Origin of the sequence: Megasphaera hominis (assembly GCF_014269395.1) — a bacterium.
Classification (GTDB): domain Bacteria; phylum Bacillota; class Negativicutes; order Veillonellales; family Megasphaeraceae; genus Megasphaera; species Megasphaera hominis.
This window is the reverse complement of record NZ_JACOGK010000001.1, coordinates 32,730-51,683: the sequence shown is the minus strand read 5'-3', so window position 1 is coordinate 51,683 and position 18,954 is coordinate 32,730. Positions and strand designations below refer to the sequence as shown.

Genomic DNA, 18,954 nt, shown 5'->3' with positions numbered 1-18,954 from the left:
AAATGAGTAACATGAATACAGCTGATATAGGATTTGAAAAAGAGCTGTGGGGCGCTGCATGTGTCCTGCGTGGAAATATGGATGCTTCCGAATATAAAAATGTTATTTTAGGACTCATCTTCCTCAAATATATATCGGATAGTTTTGAAAAAAAATATAAAGCCCTCGTCGAAGAAGGCGAAGGCTTTGAAGAAGATCGAGATGAATATGAAGCAGAAAATATCTTTTATGTTCCTAAAGGGGCTAGATGGGAAGATATTTCGAATGCTGCACATACCCCACAAATTGGAAAAGTCATTGATGATGCAATGGTGGCTATAGAAAAGGAAAATAAATCCTTAAAAGGAATCCTACCTAAGAATTTTGCACGCCCAGAACTTGACAAGAGACGTTTAGGCGAAGTAGTGGATATTTTTACGAATAAAGTAAAAATGGATGATGCAGACGAAAAAGATGTTCTTGGCCGCACATATGAATATTGTCTTAGAAACTTTGCTGAGCAGGAAGGGAAGAATGCTGGCCAATTCTATACTCCATCTTGTGTAGTTCGCACTATTGTAGAAATACTGCAACCGTATAAAGGCAGAGTTTATGATCCATGTTGTGGAGCAGGGGGGATGTTTGTACAATCTGCAAAGTTTATTGAAGCCCACCAAGGAAAGATTAATGATATTTCTGTATTTGGACAAGAAAGTAATCCAACTACTTGGAAAATGGCTAAAATGAATTTGGCGATTCGTGGCATAGATGCAAATTTAGGTAATATTCCAGAGGATACATTCTTAAGTGACCAACATCCGACAATGAAAGCTGATTTCATTATGGCCAATCCACCATTCAATCTCAGTCAATGGGGAGCCGATAAGTTGAAAGAAGATCAGCGTTGGATGTATGGTATGCCACCAGCAGGCAATGCAAACTTTGCCTGGATGGAGCATATGATTTGGCATCTTGCTCCGGAAGGAAAAATTGGTATGGTGCTCGCTAATGGTTCTCTTTCTTCCAATACTGGTGGTGAAGGTGATATCAGAAAAAACATCATAAATGCAGACTTGGTGGAATGCATTGTTGCCATGCCAAGTCAACTGTTCTATACTACGCAGATTCCAGTTTGTCTTTGGTTTCTTAATAAAAATAAGAAACGAAGAGGTGAAACGTTATTTGTTGATGCGAGAAAAATGGGTGCAATGGTTAGTCGAACATTACGGGAACTGACCGATAGTGATGATCCTAAGAACCCAGGAGACATTCAGAAACTTGCTCATACCTATAAGGCATTTGTAGATGGATCGCTGGAACCAGTAAAGGGATATTGCGCTGTCATTTCTACAGAAGATATATCAAAACAAGACTATATTTTGACGCCAGGGCGGTATGTTGGCATTGAAGAACAGGAAGATGATGGAGAGCCTTTTGATGACAAAATGAAACGGCTGACTTCTGAGCTATCTGAGATGTTCAAAAAATCTCATGAATTGGAAGATGAAATCAAGAAAAAGCTGGGGGCGATTGGATATGAAATCTGAATGGAGCATGAAAAGCATTTCAGATATCGCTGAAATCAATCCTCGGGAATCATTAAAAAAGGGTAGTAAAGCCAAGAAAATTCCGATGGATGCACTTGTACCCTTTACAAGAGATCCTATTTTTTATCAATTGGAAGAATTCAAGGGTGGTTCAAAGTTTAGAAATAAAGATACTCTTATGGCAAGAATTACTCCGTGCCTTGAAAATGGTAAAACTGCGCAAGTACTTTGCCTGAATAAATATGAAATTGGCTTTGGTTCCACTGAATATATCGTATTTAGAGCAAAAGAAAAGGTGGATCCTAACTATTTATACTATTTAATTTGCAGTCCATTTGTACGTGATCCAGCTATAAAATCAATGGTAGGATCCTCGGGCAGACAAAGAGTACAAACTGATGTTGTTGCAAATTTAAAGGTTCCAGTTCCTGAATTTGAGGATCAGAAAAGAATTGGCTTTATTTTAAAGAACTTAGACGATAAAATCCAATTAAATACACAAATAAACAAGAATTTAGTAGCTTAGATGTCAAGGGTTGTGACGTCAATCTCGCCGGACATAAGTTTGGGCAAAAGTGTATCTCGTAATACTTTTAAACGTTTATCTTCTAAACTATTATTGACAATTTGCTCAATCATAGGAGTAGTAATCTCGTCAAATAGATTAAGTGTTTTAGCATCTGGCAATACTATTTCAAAAGTATCAAAGTCTTTTTTGCCAATGTGAATTACAGTCGTTCCAATCTGCGTTTGCTCAACCATTTTAAGTAAAGGCTGTATACTAAACAGTAGAAACGCTTTTCCTTTCGGACGCTTATTTTCAAAAATACATACTCGTTGATTTAGCCATGCTTCTTCGTTGCCCCAAATATAAGGCCTAAATTCACCATCCATGCCTACAACGATATCGCCAGGCTTAATCAAGTGTCCTTTTGAGTGTTTTTCTGTTGTATAAGTAACAAATTCTTGACTTTTCAAATCACGAATACGGATAATGGGTTTCCCAATGCCGGCAGTATTAAACAGTTTTGAAGAAAACGGAGCGCCATAAATAATATTTGCAATTGAATAAATTTTTTGGGTTTGCCAATCAGAAGGCTTTATTCTGCCAAAGGGCTCAAAATCGATAAACCAAGATTTATAGAGCGCTTCCATTTGTTCCTCTAAATTCTTGTTTATTTTCTCATTTTCTTCAATTTTTTCATCTAAAACCGCCAGAATACGTGCAATTTTTCTTTGTTCATTTATATCTGATGGAAAGGAAATAATCGTTTCCTCTTTAAGCCTGTTTTTGTTTATTTCAGTTTGCCCAGTTGATCCTTCTGCATAAGACTCAATCAGTGTCAGATTTCTTTTTAATACATATCCATAATAGAGAGGATCAATTTCATCAGTCGGCCGAAGTAAAATCATATGACCGTCTATAGTTGTTGGAACTGGTATATGCCATATCTGAGCTATACGGCCTGCAGTGCCAGTTCCTGTTGAATTAATTAACACATCTCCAGGTCTAAGTATTTTAGAGTCAGGAACTTTTTTCACAGAATTATCATGTAATCGAGAATCATTATACGATATCCGGTAATTACGATTACATTTTTGATTTAATACACGTATAATGTTTTCACCCTCATGATCAACATATTTTGGTGGTATGCCTTTAGCCATAAAAGAGGTAACCTCTCCAAGTGTTTTTGTTTTCCAATCTTCCATCATTACACATCCTATCCAATATATTTCTTATGTGCAAGCTTTACATTACTCTGCTTAACCATCGCATATTGAAGTGTCGTATCTATCCGTTTATGTCCAAGAAGCTGTTGCAGCTGTTCAATCGGCATTCCTTTATCAATTGCTCTTGTAGCAAGTGTCCTGCGGAACTTATGCGGATACACTTTATCAATATTCAATTGCTTCCCAATTTTTCGTATCCTTGATTCTACACCGCTGATTGTCAATCTCAAATATGGGGACTTTAACGTGACAAATAATGCTTCGCAGTCATCATTCCGACTATCGAGGTAATCCTGTAGGTGAATCTTCGTACGAGCATCAAAATAAACAATTCTCTCCTTGTTACCTTTACCAAGTACCTTGCACTCACGCTCATTGAAATCAAGGTCCGCTCGGTTCAGACGCACCAGTTCACCCACACGCATGCCAGTAGAGGCAAGTATATCGATTAGAGAAAGATCACGTTTTTCCTTGCAGCTATCACGCATTTTTTCCAGCTCTTCATCAGAATAGGTATCCTTTACACTGCTCATGGTTTTTACCTTGTGGATTCGGCGGATTGGACTTTTGATAAGATACTCCTCATCTTCAAGCCAAGAAAAAAAACTTGAAAGGATCCGACGCACATTATCAATCGTAACCCGACTGAGATTGTTCTGTTTCTGATAATCAGTCAAATACGACCGCAAATCCTCTGTCAAAATGTGCATCACTTCCTTTCCCGTATTCTCCAACATGCGTTCAATGGTATTCTGATAATAGGTTAATGTTTTTTCCGAACATCCCTCAATTCGTTTCGCTTCAAGAAACTTCTGCAACAGTTCCTGGCTGCTTATTTCGCTTTTATCTGGACTTCCATCCAAATACTTACATAAGGCGTATTCCAATGTATGCTGTAGCTCTTTGATCTGAAAATTGTCCAGAAGTGGCAGCATACGCTGCAATACTTCTTGTTTGATGAATTCTTTCATATTGTCAGTTCTCCTTTTAGTAATTTCCAAGAGAACGACATCAACGGCAGTTCCGTTGGTTTTTCTCCCGCCGTTGATAGGAGTTATAAACAAGAATTTAGAGCAGCAAGCTCAAACGCTTTTTGACAATTTTTATGATTCTCTTTCTGGCCAATCATGCATTTTATCTGAGATAATTGACATAAGAGATGGAACACATGATTCACCTAAAGCAACGGAGCATGGATATCCATTAGTCACCTCTAAGCACTTGCTTCCATTCGGGGTAGATACATCGTCAGCAAATATTATTTCAAAAGCCGACTATGACAAAGTTAACGAAAGAAGCAAAGTCAATACTGGCGATATTTTGATAAGTATGATTGGAACTGTAGGATTAATTTCTTATGTTATTGATTCACCCGTAGAATTTGCAATAAAAAATGTGGGTCTTTTCAAAACATCACAACATCCTTCTCTTGACTTATATATTTTGTACTACTTAAAAAACAAATCGACAACACAACATATAGAAAATTGTCTCGCAGGTAGCACACAAAAGTATATGAGCTTAGGTGAATTACGGAAATTACCAATAGTTGTTCCATCTCCTGATGAATTGGCTGCTTACAACTTGGTAGTTCGACCAATAGTTTCTGAAATAGCATTACTTGTGCAAGAGAACAGACGATTGTCAGATCTACGTGACACGCTACTTCCGAAACTTATGTCTGGTGAACTGGATGTCTCTGGACTCGACATCTAAGCTACTAAATTCTTGTTTATCCATCCCAATGACGAATTATAAATTGTAAATTTTGCAGAATGGAGGTATGTACCATGGAATCTTCTTATACAGAAGCAAATTATGAAAATTCTATTGTGGAACTGCTTGAGAAGATGGGATATACATATTGTTACGGACCTGATTTTTCACGGGATCTTACAGATCCAATTATGGAAGATCAGCTCAAGAATTCATTAGAAACTGTAAATCCTAAATTGCCGTCCCAGGCGATTAATGAAGCCATCTACAAGATAAAAAATTATGAAGCGGGGGCACTAGTTTCTAAAAATGAAGTGTTCATGGACTACCTCCAAAATGGTGTATCGGTTTCTTATCAAGATAATGGGCAGGAAAAATCTACTTTAGTAAAGTTAGTAGATTATGATAATGTTTCCAATAACAGTTTTATTGTGGCTAATCAATGGACATTTAAAGAATATGAAACGAAAAGAGCCGACATTGTCGTTTTTTTGAATGGTCTGCCGGTTGTTTTGGTGGAACTGAAATCCCCTAAAAATGAAGAGGTTACAATAAAAGACGCTTATCTTCAGCTCCAAAATTATATGAAGTCAATAGAAAGTGTATTTATTTTTAATGCCTTCTGTGTGATCAGTGATCAATCACAAACCCGGGTTGGTTCCATTACGGCAAGCCTTGATCGATTTATGGAATGGAAGACAGTTGATGGAAATTATAAAAATACTCGACTAGCTGATTTTACGACGTTATTTCGAGGAATGTTTGAAAAAAATAGGTTTTTGGATATTATTCATAATTTTATTTGCTTTTCTAAAGAAAGTGGTGGAGATGCAAAAATTTTAGCTGCCTATCATCAATATTTTGCAGTGCATAAAGCGATTGAATCTACTATAAAGGCTAGTGGCAAAAATGGAGATGGAAGAGGTGGCGTATTCTGGCACACGCAGGGAAGCGGTAAGTCTCTTTCTATGGTTTTTTATGCCCATCTATTACAGCAAGTAATGAATAGCCCGACCATTGTTGTCATTACGGACCGTAATGATTTGGATGATCAGCTTTTTACGCAGTTTAGTAAGTGTAAAGATTTTTTACGTCAAACTCCTGTTCAGGCAGATAAGAGAAGTTTGTCTGTTAGTGAAAAAAGTACGTCCTCAAAATTGATTGGTTTGATGGATTGGCTGAATGGTAGAGAAGCTAATGGTATTATATTTACTACTATGCAAAAATTTGAAGAAACTGATGAACCGCTCTCTTCAAGAAAAAATATTATAGTAATGGCCGACGAAGCACATAGGAGCCAGTATGGATTTGAAGAAAAAGTGAATCCTAAAACGGGTAAAATTTCAATTGGTAATGCAAGAAGAGTACGGGATGCACTTCCGAAGGCGACTTACATTGGCTTTACCGGGACACCTATTGCATTGGAAGACAGGAATACGATTGAAGTTTTTGGTAATTATATTGATATTTATGATATGACACAGGCCGTGGAAGATGGAGCAACTGTTCCTATCTATTATGAAAGTCGTGTCATCAAATTAAAACTTGATCAGAAGATACTAGATCAAATTGATAGGAAGTATGATGAACTAGCTGATGAAGCAGAACCAGGGGCTATTAAAAAAAGTAAGCAAAACCTGAGTAAATTAGAAAGTCTTCTTGATAGAGATGAGGTTATTACTTCATTGTGCACGGACATCATTAATCATTATGAAACGTATCGTCAATATGAACAATCGGGTAAAGCGATGGTGGTAGGTTATTCCAGACCTATCGCTATGGACATTTATTATAAAATGTTAGAACTTCGACCTGATTGGGAAGAAAAAATTGCCGTAGTTATGACGGGAAATAATCAAGACCCGGCTGATTGGAAGCCTATTATAGGCAATAAACTGCATAAAGAAGAATTAGCTAATAAATTTAAAGATAACTCTAGTGAATTGAAGATTGTTATTGTGGTTGATATGTGGTTGACTGGTTTTGATGTGCCGTCCATGTCAACAATGTATATTTTTAAGCCAATGAAAGGGCATAATCTCATGCAGGCGATTGCGCGGGTTAATCGTGTATATAAAGATAAAGCCGGCGGTCTTATTGTTGATTATATTGGTATTGCTTCGGCTCTTAAGGCGGCAATGAATCAATATACGGATCGTGATAAGAAAAATTATGGGGATATGGATATTTCTGATACGGCTTATAAAAAGTTTCAGGAAAAATTGCAAGTCTGTCGTGAACAATTTTATGGATTTGATTATCACGATTTTTTGGTGACAGAAAGTGATTTGAGACGTGCAGAACTTATTCGTGATGGCGTAGATTTTATGGTCCAACCTACTTGTGAAGAAAAAAAGAAAAATTTCTTAAAAGAATCATTACTTATGAAACAAGCTTTTTCTCTTAGCAAAAGCTTGGCTACAGCAGAAGAACTCCGGGAAGAAGCTTATTTTGAAACGGTACGATCACTGCTTAATAAATTAGAAGGAAAGGAGCCATTAAAATTAAATGAAATAAATCAGCAAATCAATGAATTGCTGCGTCAAGCAGTTAAAAGTGATGGCATCATAAATCTCTTTACAGACGCGGACAAAGAATTCAACCTTTTTAATGAAAAATATTTACAAGAAATCTCAAGAATGCCGCAAAAAAATTTATCTATTGAAATTCTCAAAAAGTTAATTGCAGAACAAGTACATTTATATCGGAGAACGAATCTTGTCAAAGCTCAAAAGTTTTCTGATATGCTTAACCGCTCGATGAATTCTTACCTTAACGGAATGCTTACTAATGAAGAAGTTATTGAAGAACTTATGAAAATGGCGCAGGATATGGCTAACGCTAGTAAGGCCGGTAACGCGTTAGGGTTATCCGACGAAGAAATGGCCTTCTATGATGCATTGACACGTCCCGAAGCAGTGAAAGATGTATATACGAATGATCAATTGGTAGCAATGACGAGAGAACTGACAGACCAGTTACGTAAATCCAGGACCGTAGATTGGAACTTGAAAGAATCTGCAAGAGCCGGTATGAGACGGATGGTTAAGCGTTTGCTCCATAAATATCATTATCCACCAGAAGGGATGGCAGATGCCATGAAGACAGTCCTTCAGCAATGTGAAATGTGGACGGATCAGATGGAGGCGTAAAGGAGAGCGCACAATGGATGATAAAAAAAGTAATGGTCAAAATTATTCTGATGACGTTGCTATGGTTATCAGAGTAGAAAAAGATTCATATAAGGGGAATACATACTATGCAGCCGAGTGTTGCACTCCAGATGGCATATCATGGGGAATAAGTACAGATCTGCAAGTACTATCTTATGAAAAAGATCATTACGGTATTGATTATCCACCTCTTTATGTCCCTGATGGCTATATAAATATATTACATGCACTAACAAGTGCAATAGATGCCGCTGGATATATAGGACAATGGGTATATAGGCCGTTGGAAAAGGCGTTACAAGAAGAAATTGAAAAATTTGGAGTCGATCGACTAACGATGGTAGATTTATTTGATTATTTGGACAGAACTTGTAATCAAGCAAATTCTACAGATTTAGAAGAGATTGTCGAAACTGCAGATATAAAAAAGACTATGGCTTATTTTAATATGCCAGAGAAAAAGGCAAAAAAAGAGCTGAAGAAAGAACTCGCATACTTTTTTAATGTAAAATTGCCAAATCTTGTTTTAGAAATTAATAACAATCAAAAGTAAATACAAAGTGGTAGAGTAAAAGGGAAAAGCAGAAATGTATTATGATACAATGAGCTACGAAGATAGAATTTCGTAGCTCATTAAGCCGATTCTTGAAGTGCTTCAGGACGCTGGCGGCTAACTGCAACGTTCAGAAGATGGCGAAGTCGGATTAAACTATATCTTAAGGAGTGATTGGTCCATGCGCGGCCTAAAAATCTATTTAGCGGACGGTACCTATAATGGTACGGTTACAATGAGCAGTGACTCATCAAAAATCTCTGCCATTCGCGTAGCGAAAGAAAACATACAAGATTATGAAAATGAATTAGATGGGCCGGGCATTTACCTGCTCCTTGTTGGTTCTGATGCAGTCTATGTTGGTCAGACTGGTTTGGATACCATCCAGAGACGAATTATGAATACTCATTCCGGTGACATTGATGCCTCATGGCACACGGCCTTGGGATTTAAATTTACAGATTCGACTATTAGCAGTAATGAGTTACAGTTCATTGAAAATGCTATGTGTGAATATGTCCATGCGCATTTTAACAAGTGCCTGACGACGAGTCCCCAAAAAGCGAATTGTACGAAAACATTCCGGAAGCGTCACTATCATCTTAGCGGGGTACAGGTACATACCTGCGAAAATTATATTCAGGACATCAATTTTTATATCAATGTCTTTCCAGATGGGATTTTTACCTCTGCTGACAATGAAGAAAAAGATAAAAAGATGCTGCATCTCGCTGGGAGAAAAGTAAAAGCTACTGCTTATGTCTCTGATAATCAGTTTATCGTATGCAAAAATTCTGAATTCAGCACTACCGAAACCCCATCATGCCCTAAGTATGTCCATGAGCGTCGGCAAGAATTAATTGCTGAGGGTAAGGTGAACGATGGGCGATTCATAGAAGATGTATCTTTTGGCAGTCCTTCAACAGCAGCTGCATGTGTAACTGGAGGTTCTGCCAATGGTCGGCAGATGTGGTTGTATCCAGATGGAAAAAGTATTAAGGAAAAAGAAGAGTTTGGAAGATAACCATTTCTTCGTAATGTCGAGGTGATGAATTTATCTTTGAAATCATAAATTTACCAAGTCGAGATGATGATAATCACTTCATGTTGCTCTATAATATAAAGAGCTATGGCTTTTGATATGTTACCGCGAACGGGTAATGGCGTAAATGAGCTGCAGTTTCTGCGTTGAGCTGTTCCCGAGAACATACGCGGTCGGCAAAGAGCCATTTTAGTAATTGAGCCGGGGAGTTGACATCGATTTCAAGCCATCGAGCCACGTAGAATCGGTCTGTCTCTTGACACGGAAAAAGTAAACGCACATACAAAACCGGACAGCTGGGGAAATTTCCTGGACTGCCCGGTTTTTTGGATACACATGAGAGGAGACCTGTACAATGTTGATTGATTTTAGTACGATAAAAGAAATGACCATGCCCTGCATGAATGACGGTACAGGAACCATGACTGTCCGCATGTTCAACGACGATGCCTATCGCATCATTCCCACGCGAATCCACCCGGGTGGCTGTATAGGCACGCACAGGCAGGACTCGGGCGACGACCTGAATTACGTCCTGTCCGGCACAGGCAGAGCTATTTGTGATGGCCAGGAAGAACTGTTGCAGCCCGGCGTTATGCACATCTGCCCGCAAGGCTCGGAACACACTATTGAAAACACAGGCGACGAAGATCTCTTATTGTTGACACTTGTCGTGAAGAAATAGAGAATATACAAGGAAGCCGGGAATAGTTGCTATCCACGGTTAAGGATGTCCACAATCAGCATATTATCTGCAATGTGTTTGCCAATCCCTATCTTGGTGTTGTATCAGTTACCATACATACGATGCGGCAACAGAGGAAGCGACAATGCGCAGCTCGAATGATTCTACAGTATCGTTATCGAACTCACTGTAACTTTTTGTACTACAGGAATTGAATTTCCAAATGTGAAAAGAATCCGTCGCATACTTTTGCTATAATTTTTAGATGGGGGTGATAAATTTGTATTTTAGGTATGGTGAAAAAGAAATAGAATACTTGAAATCCCGAGATAAGAAGCTGGCATCGGCCATGGATAGAATCGGCCATGTGTATCGTGAGACAGACGTTGATTTATTTTCCTCTGTTGTGCACCATATCATCGGACAGCAGATTTCGACTGCGGCCCAGAAAACGATATGGGAACGACTTTCCGCAAAACTGAACAAAGTGGATGCAGCCGGTATTTTGTCTCTTAACAGGGATGAATTGCAGTCGGTTGGAATGACATATAAAAAAGCAGATTATATTTTGGATTTTGCTGGTAAAGTTCAGAATGGCTCCTTTAATATTGAAGCATTAGAGGAAATGACGGATGAACAGGTTATCAGGGAACTGTCTTCTCTAAAGGGAATCGGTGTCTGGACAGCAGAAATGATTATGACATTTTGTATGCAACGACCAGATGTGGTCAGCTACGGTGATCTGGCGATTATACGTGGGATGAGAATGTTGTATCGGCACAGAGAAATCGATAAAGAAAAATTTATTCGATACCGCAAAAGATATTCACCGTATGGAACGGTTGCAAGTCTGTATTTGTGGGCCATCGCTGGTGGTGCAATCCCAGAATTGACTGATCCGGCACCAAAGAGGAAAAAATCATGACGGAAGAAGAAATGTGGCAGGCGGTTTTGCGTAACGATGCAGAATATGATGGAATTTTCTTTTATGCTGTAAAAACGACGGGCATTTACTGCAGACCTTCTTGCAAATCAAGACCTCCTAAAAGAGAAAATATTTGTTTCTTTGAAAACTCTGAGCAGGCAAGACAAGCGGGTTTTCGCCCATGTAAGAGATGTCGTAGTGATCTGATTGACTATCAGCCAATGAAGCAAATAGCGGAGCATGTAAAACGAAAAATAGAAACGCTATACCGTGAACAAGCAAAGCTGAGTGAAGAAGTGAATGGTTTTGGTGTAACAGAGCGCAGAATTGCGGATATTTTTAAGGATGAATACGGCATGACACCAAAGACTTATGCGGATAAGCTACGCTTAGATAAAGCGAAACAATTTTTGATAAAGACGGATATGAAGATAATTGATATTGCTTATTCAGTTGGTTTTGGAAGCCTGTCAGCATTTTATCGGTTCTTTGAAAAAGAAATGGGAATTACACCGTCTGAGTTTCGAAAAAGCCATCCTATTTAGAATTAGAACAGGAAAATCAAATGTAAGCAAATAGTAGCATTGGATGAAGTGAAGCCGGCAAAAGAAGAAATGCAAGGATATTTTGCTTTAGCTTCTATGCTAAAACCCATGATGTCCGGCTTAAAAATCTACTTAGGAGAACGTTTTGAAAGTATGAGATTATATGACTACATGGGTGTGTAGTTCGGACGAAAAGAGGCAGACAATGACCTATAAATGGATATATAAAACCCCAGATGGATTTTCCGATATGCTTATGAACAGTGATGGTGAATATCTCACCGGCTTGTGGTTCGAAGGATCAAAAGATGCCGCCAAACACGTGACAGATTGCGAAGAACGGCGCCTTTATGTTTTTGAGGATACCATAAAATGGTTAGACCTTTATTTTGCTGGAAAAATTCCTGACTTTACACCAAAGTACAAGCTTAATAATTTGACGGATTTCCGCAGAGAAGTTATACAATGTATGCTGGCAATACCCTATGGGGAAACAACGACATACGGAGAGATTGCAGCCACTATTGCCAAAAAGCATGGAATTGCGCAGATGTCATCAAGAGCTGTAGGCGGTGCAGTGGGCTGGAATCCAATTTGCATTATTATTCCTTGTCACAGGGTAGTCGGCAGTAATCATTCCCTGACCGGCTACGGCGGAGGCCTTTCTAATAAAATAGCACTCCTTAATCTTGAACGGAATGATATGAGCAGGTTTACTATTCCAAAGAAAGGCACCGCTTTATGAATAACTAAAAAGATGTAAAAACGTTGTTTGGAACGCAGGCGAAGAAATTAACTCCCTGCCATATGTCTAAAGCTGAGTATACTGATTACCTGAGTGAACTACTCACCATCTCAAACGACTGCAGTGTTAGGTGGCGAATAGTTCACATCTGTGTATCCGGACAACCGTCGGGACGCGCAAACTGTTTCAGAAACATATAGATAAAAGCGCATGATTATTCCCTTGGAGACAGGACCCAGGCAGTCCAAAAGTGGGACAGGAAGCCAATCATAAATATTATTAGTAAAGCGAGGATGTGATTGCCATGTATCATCTGCAGCTGGAAACCTTTATCTGCGTAGCAGAGGCAGGCAGCTTCAACAAGGCTGCCGAGGAATTGTATATCTCTGCGCCTGCCGTCATCAAGCAGATCAATGCGTTGGAATCCGAACTGGACCTCACCCTGTTCATCCGGACCCATAGAGGCCTGGTGCTTACGGAAGCCGGAGAGTCCTTTTATAAAGACGCAAAATATCTGTTGCAATACTTCAAAGGCTCCGTAGCCCGTGCAAAAGAGGCGGCACAAAGCGGAGAAAACCTGATTCGCATTGGTACCTCGCTCATGACGCCGGGAACCTTTCTGGTAGATTTATGGCCCCGGATACACGCGTATCTGCCAGAGGCAAAGTTCAAACTGGTATCCTTTGAAAATACGCCGGAAAACGCAAAAGAAATTCAGAAAAACTTCGGCCACGACATAGACCTTGTCGTAGGTGTATTTGACCAAGCCTACCTGGACGAACGTGCCTGTGCGGCAACGCTTCTGGCAAAGAAACCGATTAGAATCACCGTACCCATGCGTCATAGGCCGGCTGAGAAGGAATCCCTCAAAATACACGATTTGTATGGGGAAAAACTGATGGTGATTCACAACGGCTGGAATAGCAGCTTCGATTTGCTGCGCCACGACATACAAGACAGGTATCCACAAATTCAGCTTGAAACATTTCATTTCTACGGCGTGGATGCCTATAATCAGTGTGAAAACGAAAACTGCCTGATGCTGACCATCGATCCCTGGCAAGACATCCACCCCCTGATGCGGGTCTTGCCTGTAGAATGGGACTATACCATACCCTTTGGGATTCTCCATTCGCCAACACCGTCAAAAATAGTCAGCCGGTTTTTAGACGCCGTCAGCCACCTCGTCAAAGAAACTGAGAAGTGCTAACTAAAAGTTACTATTGCAAAAAGAAGCGATACTTCTGCGGGAGTATCGCTTCTTTTATAATATTGGCAGAACAAATAGCTGCTAAAAGAAAAACGGAGGCTGAATGTGATGCATAGTTTTGTTTATAATGTCCCGGTCAAGGTATATTTTGGTCAGAATCAGCTTGGCCATTTAGGGGAAGAATTGAAGAGGTACGGAACGCGTGTCCTCATGACGTATGGCGGCGGGTCCATCAAACGGAGCGGACTTTACGATACGATCGTGGCGGAAATCAAGCAGGCAGGACTAGAGCTGTTTGAACTATCCGGCATCGAACCGAATCCCCGCATCGATACCGTAAGAGAAGGTGCCAAAATCTGCAAGGAAAAGAAAATTGATGTACTCTTGGCTGTAGGCGGCGGTTCTACCCTGGATGCTACCAAGTGGATAGCCGCAGGCGCCTGCGTAGACCATGACCCGTGGGATTTCCTTGACCGCAGCAAGCTGGCTCCGGTAGAAAAAGCCCTCCCCGTGCTGGACGTTCTGACGCTGGCTGCCACCGGATCGGAAATGGATGGCGGCGGTGTGATTACCAATCCGGAAACACACGAAAAACTGGGGCGCATCGTATCGCCGACACTGTTGCCAAAGGTATCCTTCCTGGATCCCAGCGTGACCTATACTGTCAGCAAATACCAGACCGCCTGTGGCTCAGCAGATATCCTGAGCCATGTCATGGAACAGTATTTCAACCTGGAACCGGACCTTTACATGCTGGACTGCTTCATGGAAGGCCTGATGAAAACCGTCATCAAGTATGCGCCCATGGCGCTGGCGCAGCCGGATAACTACGAAGCCAGAGCCAATCTGATGTGGGCCTCCTCCTGGGCCATAAACGGATTCATCACCGGCGGCAAGCAACAGGCCTGGAGCTGTCATCCCATGGAACACGAACTCTCTGCGTTCTACGATATTACCCACGGCCTGGGACTGGCAATCCTCACGCCACGTTGGATGGAATACTGTCTCGACGAAACGACCGTTTCCAAGTATGTACAATTCGGCGTAAACGTATTCGGCATCGATTCGTCCCTGGACCCGATGGAAATCGCCCGTCAGAGCATAAAAGCCGTTTCCAACTTCCTCTATGACACATTAGGACTAAAACGTACCTTCACAGAAATCGGCATCGATCGGACCCATTTCCAAACCATGGCAAAAAGAGCCTGCAACAACGGAACACTCCCAGGCTTCAAGCCCCTAAAGCAAAGCGATATTGAAAAGATTTTTGAAATGTGCCTATAAAGCAGAGAAGCGAAGACTCTCCACAAAAGGAAAGCCTTCGTTTTTTGTTGTCTATTCTCAGCAATTTTCACATCCCACAGAAATCCGTGAAGAACCTTTTTTTGTTTCTACACCATTATATGGCCTTGGTCCTTTTTACTACTCATGCGTATTCCCCAATGACGTGATGGAGACATTCCAAGAATTTCTGTGCTGCCTTGGAAAAGGTCTGATGCTTTTTCCAGACCAAATAGACGTCAAGTTTCAAACTAGGTTCTAATGGCCGAAAGCAGAGCTGACAATCACCAGATAGGTTGAGCAAATTCTCAAAGCTGATAGCAGACCCGACGCCTTCCTTTACGAGCAGAGCCGGCGTACCGATGAGATTGAACGTCGATACAATATTGAGCTCATGACAGTCATAGCCAAGCCAGCCGGAAAGACCATTTTCATCAAGAATCTGCTTAGAGCAAAGGAGTGGTGCTTCCCGCATATCTTCCGGCCGGATAGCCGGTAATGATGCAAGAGGATTATCCTTGCGCATAAGCAGGCCTAACGTGTTGGTAATGGGCAAGCGGATGTGGTCATATTGTGTCAGATCAATGGGCTCAATTAACACGCCAAAGTCTAGCAGACCTTTGTCAAGATCTTCCATCACGTCGTAGGCGTAGCCACTCTGGAGATGGTAGCGGATTTGCGGATACGCGTGCTGTAACTGATGGACCGCCCTTGCAATAATCTTCATAGCCGGCGTTTCTCCATTTCCTATGTATACATCACCGCTGACCAGGTCATCGAAGTTTGCTAAATCCTGCTCTGTTTTTTCTAAAAGACGGACGACTTCCTGGGCCCGCTTTCGCAACAGGACACCTGCGTCGGTCAACACAATTTTTCTGCTGCCACGGGTGAACAAGGTCTGGCCTACTTCCTTTTCTAATTCTGACAATTGCTTGGAAAGATTGGGCTGTGTCGTATATAAGGCCTTCGCGGCGGCAGAAATACTTCCTTCAGCTGCCAGTGTCAAAAAATAGCGTAACACACGAATATCCATATAGCGAAAACCTCCTCGAAAAGGGGATAAGATGATGCTCCTGAGATAAATCCATTATATCACGCTAATCCATGAATAAAATTTATACTTTACCATAAAATATAGAAAATTGTTATTGATAAAAATATCAGATATAATGTAGTTATCCTAATGTAACCTTGTATAGAGCAAACCAGGAAAGGAGCACGTCTCAGATGGAAACAATCAAGCTGAATAATGGAGTCGAAATGCCGCTGGAAGGCTTTGGTGTCTTTCAGGTGGATGATCTGCAGGTATGTGAACAAGCCGTTTTGGAGGCCATCCAGACAGGCTACCGGCTCATCGACACAGCCAGCGTATACATGAACGAAGAATCAGTCGGCCGGGCACTCAAAGCAAGCGGCGTAGCGCGCCAGGACATCTTCCTGACGTCAAAAGCCTATATCCAGGAAATGGGATACAAAAAGACGAAGCAGGCCTTTGCCCAGTCCCTCGAAAAACTGGACGTAGAATATCTCGACTTGTATTTGATTCATCAGCCCTTTGGCGACTATTATGGTGCCTGGAGAGCTATGGAAGAACTGTATCAAGACGGACGCATCCGTGCCATCGGCGTCAGCAATTTTACGAGCGACAGGATTATCGATCTTTGCAACAATGTAGATGTCATCCCTGCAGTGAACCAGATTGAATTGCATCCCTTTTTTCAACGGGAAGAAGAACTGGAAATACTCAAGGAATACGGCATCGCCGCGCAGGCCTGGGCGCCCTTTGCAGAAGGCATGAACGGCATGTTCACGAACCCAGTGTTAGTAGAAATAGGCAAGAAATACAATAAAACAGCAGCGCAAGTTGTCCTTAGGTGGAACATCGAAAGAAACGTCTCCGTCATTCCTAAATCAGTCCACAAGAACCGCATGGAACAAAACCTTGCCATCTGGGACTTTTCACTGAGTGAAGAAGACATGCAGAAAATTGCAACACTTGACCTGGGACACCCGCAAATGCTGGACACGAGAAAACCCAGTGAAGTCAAACGGGTATATGATTTCCTGAATAATCCGGTAATCACGTCGTTATGACCGTTGGAGAAGAATTAGTGATATGTCTTTGTCCGATTCTTTTGGAAATGAAGTGAGAGAAATGACAAAAAACGAAACCAGTAAGTTTATCGCATTGATTCTTCGCCATAAGCCAGAGACCATCGGCATTACGCTGGATGAGCATGGCTGGGCTAATGTGGAGGAGCTGGTTGCAGGCATTGCCAAGCAGCAGGCCTTTGACCGGGATATGCTGGAAGAAATCGTGCGCACAGACAGTAAGATGCGCTATTCCTTCAACGAGGACCACACGCTCATCCGGGCCAATCAAGGACATTCCATCCCCGTGGATGTGGAGCTGGAGGAGAAGACACCACCGGATATCCTGTGGCACGGCACTGGCGAAAAGTATGTATCCTCCATCAATGCGCAGGGCCTGATCCCGAAATCGAGGCTGTATGTCCATTTGTCCGCAGACTATGATACGGCCGTAAAAGTTGGCTCCCGCCACGGTAAACCCGTTGTTTACACCGTCGCCACCGGAGACATGCAAAAAGCCGGCTATCAGTTCTACCAGTCCGTCAACGGCGTGTGGCTGACCAAACGCGTACCCGCCGAGTTTTTGAAAAAAATAGAGCAGACGAAATAGTTGTGATTCTGCAGGGCAGCTACCTTACGTGGATTGCAAATGTAAAACGGAGCTATCTCCTAACGCAGGGGATAGCTCCGTTTTGCTATTCTGTCGTATTTCGTATCACTTAAGATATTTATTGAAGAAATTGGTAATGACGTTTAGTACTTCTGCCTGGTTCCAATAGATGCCGCCGTGGGCTGCGCCTTCAACGAGGTACCGGTCCGACGGGATGTCTGCTTTTTGCAGGGCTTGGAAGAGGAGGTCTGTCTGGCTGGGTGAGACGATGTAGTCGCTTGTGCCGTGCATGAGGAGCATTGGCGCACTGTTCTTGCCGATGTACGTGATTGGGTTAGCTGCCTTGGCTGCTGCCGCGTCGGCATTGATGCCGCCGTCACGGCCACCGAAGACGGGGGAGCCGTTGACCCAGAGGGCTTCTGTGGCGCCTGCTGATTCATGGGATTTTTGGACTTCTGGTGAGTAGTCGTCACCGATGCGGGTCAGGTCCGAAAGGCCATAGAGGTCAACGGCTGCTTTGACGCTGCTCGGCTGGTCGAGGTTGTCGCCTGTATCGAAGGTTGTCGTGCCGCTTGTCGTACCGGCCATGGCGCTGAGGTAGCCGCCGGCACTGCCGCCGATGATACCGATGCGGTCCGGGTCGATATTGAATTTCTTGGCATTAGCCCGCAGGTAGCGGATCGAGGCTTTCACATCTTCAAGCGGCTGCGGGAATGTAGCCGTCGGTGCTACGCGGTATTCGATAGAGGCTACGACGTAGCCTGCTTCAGCCAGGTGCATACGCAGCTGTAAGCCGTTGTCTTTGTTGGCATTGATGAAACCGCCACCTGTGACGTAAACGATAGCTGGCAAGGGTGTCTTAGACTGTGGTTTCAGGATATCCATTTTCATGGCTACGTTTTCAAAGCCCCGGGCCGGGACCTGTTCGTAGACGACATTGGAAATTTCCTTGATTTCCGGCGTGACGACGTTTACTTTCAGCCGCTGGCTCTGCACTTTATCCGGCATATTGGCCGTTGCAGAATCGACATGTATAGGTTCCATGGCAAAGGCACTCCCTCCTGCGAGTAAGCAGCCTGACAAGATGAGGCTGGTAATCCATTTCTTATTCATTATAC

Annotated in this window: 18 protein-coding genes; 14 read left to right on the top strand and 4 right to left on the bottom strand. The window is 42.0% G+C overall.

Annotation, left to right across the window (positions count from 1 at the left end):
* Positions 1 to 2: 2 nt before the first annotated feature.
* Both H8J70_RS00300 and H8J70_RS00295 read left to right on the top strand, forming a co-directional pair.
* Positions 3 to 1,526, top strand: a complete 1,524-nt coding sequence (locus tag H8J70_RS00300; RefSeq protein WP_186501768.1) for a type I restriction-modification system subunit M — start codon at positions 3 to 5, stop codon at positions 1,524 to 1,526.
* Positions 1,516 to 2,052, top strand: a complete 537-nt coding sequence (locus tag H8J70_RS00295; protein WP_186501767.1) for a restriction endonuclease subunit S — start codon at positions 1,516 to 1,518, stop codon at positions 2,050 to 2,052. The genes H8J70_RS00300 and H8J70_RS00295 overlap by 11 nt, the downstream gene beginning before the upstream one ends.
* On the opposite strand, the gene H8J70_RS00290 is transcribed toward H8J70_RS00295, so the two are convergent.
* Together H8J70_RS00290 and xerA are read right to left on the bottom strand one after the other, a co-directional pair.
* A complete protein-coding gene (locus H8J70_RS00290; RefSeq protein ID WP_186501766.1) occupies positions 2,049 to 3,242 on the bottom strand; it encodes a restriction endonuclease subunit S in 1,194 nt (397 codons plus the stop codon). The genes H8J70_RS00295 and H8J70_RS00290 overlap by 4 nt on opposite strands.
* An 8-nt stretch (positions 3,243 to 3,250) precedes the next feature.
* Positions 3,251 to 4,231 (bottom strand): site-specific tyrosine recombinase/integron integrase, encoded by a 981-nt coding sequence (xerA, locus tag H8J70_RS00285; protein WP_186501765.1) that lies wholly within the window; start codon positions 4,229 to 4,231, stop codon positions 3,251 to 3,253.
* A 73-nt stretch (positions 4,232 to 4,304) separates the two neighbouring features.
* On the opposite strand from xerA, the gene H8J70_RS00280 reads away from it, so the two are divergent.
* From H8J70_RS00280 to H8J70_RS00230, 10 genes are all read left to right on the top strand, one after another.
* A complete protein-coding gene (locus H8J70_RS00280) occupies positions 4,305 to 4,976 on the top strand; it encodes a restriction endonuclease subunit S (protein WP_186501764.1) in 672 nt (223 codons plus the stop codon).
* A gap of 74 nt (positions 4,977 to 5,050) precedes the next feature.
* Positions 5,051 to 8,128, top strand: a complete 3,078-nt coding sequence (locus tag H8J70_RS00275) for a type I restriction endonuclease subunit R (RefSeq protein ID WP_186501763.1) — start codon at positions 5,051 to 5,053, stop codon at positions 8,126 to 8,128.
* Positions 8,129 to 8,141: 13 nt separating this feature from the next.
* Positions 8,142 to 8,702, top strand: coding sequence for a hypothetical protein (locus H8J70_RS00270; protein ID WP_186501762.1), 561 nt, complete (start codon positions 8,142 to 8,144; stop codon positions 8,700 to 8,702).
* Between the two features lie 181 nt (positions 8,703 to 8,883).
* Positions 8,884 to 9,726 (top strand): DUF4357 domain-containing protein, encoded by an 843-nt coding sequence (locus H8J70_RS00265; RefSeq protein ID WP_186501761.1) that lies wholly within the window; start codon positions 8,884 to 8,886, stop codon positions 9,724 to 9,726.
* 373 nt (positions 9,727 to 10,099) lie between these two features.
* The gene (locus tag H8J70_RS00260) at positions 10,100 to 10,429 is read left to right on the top strand and encodes a cupin domain-containing protein (protein WP_186501760.1); all 330 of its coding nucleotides are present in this window, start codon (positions 10,100 to 10,102) and stop codon (positions 10,427 to 10,429) included.
* Positions 10,430 to 10,778: 349 nt separating this feature from the next.
* Positions 10,779 to 11,354, top strand: a complete 576-nt coding sequence (locus H8J70_RS00255) for a DNA-3-methyladenine glycosylase family protein (protein WP_222433516.1) — start codon at positions 10,779 to 10,781, stop codon at positions 11,352 to 11,354.
* Complete coding sequence (locus tag H8J70_RS00250) at positions 11,351 to 11,899, top strand: bifunctional transcriptional activator/DNA repair enzyme AdaA (RefSeq protein ID WP_186501758.1); 549 nt, start codon at positions 11,351 to 11,353, stop codon at positions 11,897 to 11,899. Before H8J70_RS00255 ends, H8J70_RS00250 begins: the two co-directional genes overlap by 4 nt.
* A gap of 205 nt (positions 11,900 to 12,104) precedes the next feature.
* Complete coding sequence (locus H8J70_RS00240) at positions 12,105 to 12,644, top strand: methylated-DNA--[protein]-cysteine S-methyltransferase (protein ID WP_186501756.1); 540 nt, start codon at positions 12,105 to 12,107, stop codon at positions 12,642 to 12,644.
* Positions 12,645 to 12,948: 304 nt separating this feature from the next.
* Entirely contained in the window at positions 12,949 to 13,854 is a 906-nt protein-coding gene (locus tag H8J70_RS00235) for a LysR family transcriptional regulator (RefSeq protein ID WP_186501755.1), read from the top strand.
* Positions 13,855 to 13,962: 108 nt separating this feature from the next.
* Positions 13,963 to 15,138, top strand: a complete 1,176-nt coding sequence (locus H8J70_RS00230) for an iron-containing alcohol dehydrogenase (RefSeq protein WP_186501754.1) — start codon at positions 13,963 to 13,965, stop codon at positions 15,136 to 15,138.
* Positions 15,139 to 15,280: 142 nt separating this feature from the next.
* Here H8J70_RS00230 and H8J70_RS00225 read toward each other — a convergent pair whose 3' ends face one another.
* The gene (locus H8J70_RS00225; protein ID WP_186501753.1) at positions 15,281 to 16,168 is read right to left on the bottom strand and encodes a LysR family transcriptional regulator; all 888 of its coding nucleotides are present in this window, start codon (positions 16,166 to 16,168) and stop codon (positions 15,281 to 15,283) included.
* 194 nt (positions 16,169 to 16,362) lie between these two features.
* On the opposite strand from H8J70_RS00225, the gene H8J70_RS00220 reads away from it, so the two are divergent.
* Positions 16,363 to 17,229, top strand: coding sequence for an aldo/keto reductase (locus H8J70_RS00220; RefSeq protein ID WP_186501752.1), 867 nt, complete (start codon positions 16,363 to 16,365; stop codon positions 17,227 to 17,229).
* A gap of 61 nt (positions 17,230 to 17,290) precedes the next feature.
* Positions 17,291 to 17,836 (top strand): RNA 2'-phosphotransferase, encoded by a 546-nt coding sequence (locus H8J70_RS00215; protein WP_186501854.1) that lies wholly within the window; start codon positions 17,291 to 17,293, stop codon positions 17,834 to 17,836.
* A gap of 105 nt (positions 17,837 to 17,941) precedes the next feature.
* On the opposite strand, the gene H8J70_RS00210 is transcribed toward H8J70_RS00215, so the two are convergent.
* Positions 17,942 to 18,949 (bottom strand): alpha/beta hydrolase, encoded by a 1,008-nt coding sequence (locus tag H8J70_RS00210; RefSeq protein ID WP_186501751.1) that lies wholly within the window; start codon positions 18,947 to 18,949, stop codon positions 17,942 to 17,944.
* Positions 18,950 to 18,954 lie beyond the last annotated feature (5 nt).

Bases quoted from the DNA above. Each gene is read 5' to 3' on its own strand.
- H8J70_RS00250 (WP_186501758.1), top strand. From the start codon at position 11,351: ATGACGGAAGAAGAAATGTGGCAGGCGGTTTTGCGTAACGATGCAGAA.
- H8J70_RS00225 (WP_186501753.1), bottom strand. From the start codon at position 16,168: ATGGATATTCGTGTGTTACGCTATTTTTTGACACTGGCAGCTGAAGGA.
- H8J70_RS00240 (WP_186501756.1), top strand. From the start codon at position 12,105: ATGACCTATAAATGGATATATAAAACCCCAGATGGATTTTCCGATATG.
- H8J70_RS00275 (WP_186501763.1), top strand. From the start codon at position 5,051: ATGGAATCTTCTTATACAGAAGCAAATTATGAAAATTCTATTGTGGAA.
- H8J70_RS00230 (WP_186501754.1), top strand. From the start codon at position 13,963: ATGCATAGTTTTGTTTATAATGTCCCGGTCAAGGTATATTTTGGTCAG.
- xerA (WP_186501765.1), bottom strand. From the start codon at position 4,231: ATGAAAGAATTCATCAAACAAGAAGTATTGCAGCGTATGCTGCCACTT.
- H8J70_RS00260 (WP_186501760.1), top strand. From the start codon at position 10,100: ATGTTGATTGATTTTAGTACGATAAAAGAAATGACCATGCCCTGCATG.
- H8J70_RS00300 (WP_186501768.1), top strand. From the start codon at position 3: ATGAGTAACATGAATACAGCTGATATAGGATTTGAAAAAGAGCTGTGG.
- H8J70_RS00265 (WP_186501761.1), top strand. From the start codon at position 8,884: ATGCGCGGCCTAAAAATCTATTTAGCGGACGGTACCTATAATGGTACG.
- H8J70_RS00295 (WP_186501767.1), top strand. From the start codon at position 1,516: ATGAAATCTGAATGGAGCATGAAAAGCATTTCAGATATCGCTGAAATC.
- H8J70_RS00215 (WP_186501854.1), top strand. From the start codon at position 17,291: ATGACAAAAAACGAAACCAGTAAGTTTATCGCATTGATTCTTCGCCAT.
- H8J70_RS00290 (WP_186501766.1), bottom strand. From the start codon at position 3,242: ATGATGGAAGATTGGAAAACAAAAACACTTGGAGAGGTTACCTCTTTT.
- H8J70_RS00220 (WP_186501752.1), top strand. From the start codon at position 16,363: ATGGAAACAATCAAGCTGAATAATGGAGTCGAAATGCCGCTGGAAGGC.
- H8J70_RS00255 (WP_222433516.1), top strand. From the start codon at position 10,779: ATGGATAGAATCGGCCATGTGTATCGTGAGACAGACGTTGATTTATTT.
- H8J70_RS00210 (WP_186501751.1), bottom strand. From the start codon at position 18,949: ATGAATAAGAAATGGATTACCAGCCTCATCTTGTCAGGCTGCTTACTC.
- H8J70_RS00270 (WP_186501762.1), top strand. From the start codon at position 8,142: ATGGATGATAAAAAAAGTAATGGTCAAAATTATTCTGATGACGTTGCT.
- H8J70_RS00235 (WP_186501755.1), top strand. From the start codon at position 12,949: ATGTATCATCTGCAGCTGGAAACCTTTATCTGCGTAGCAGAGGCAGGC.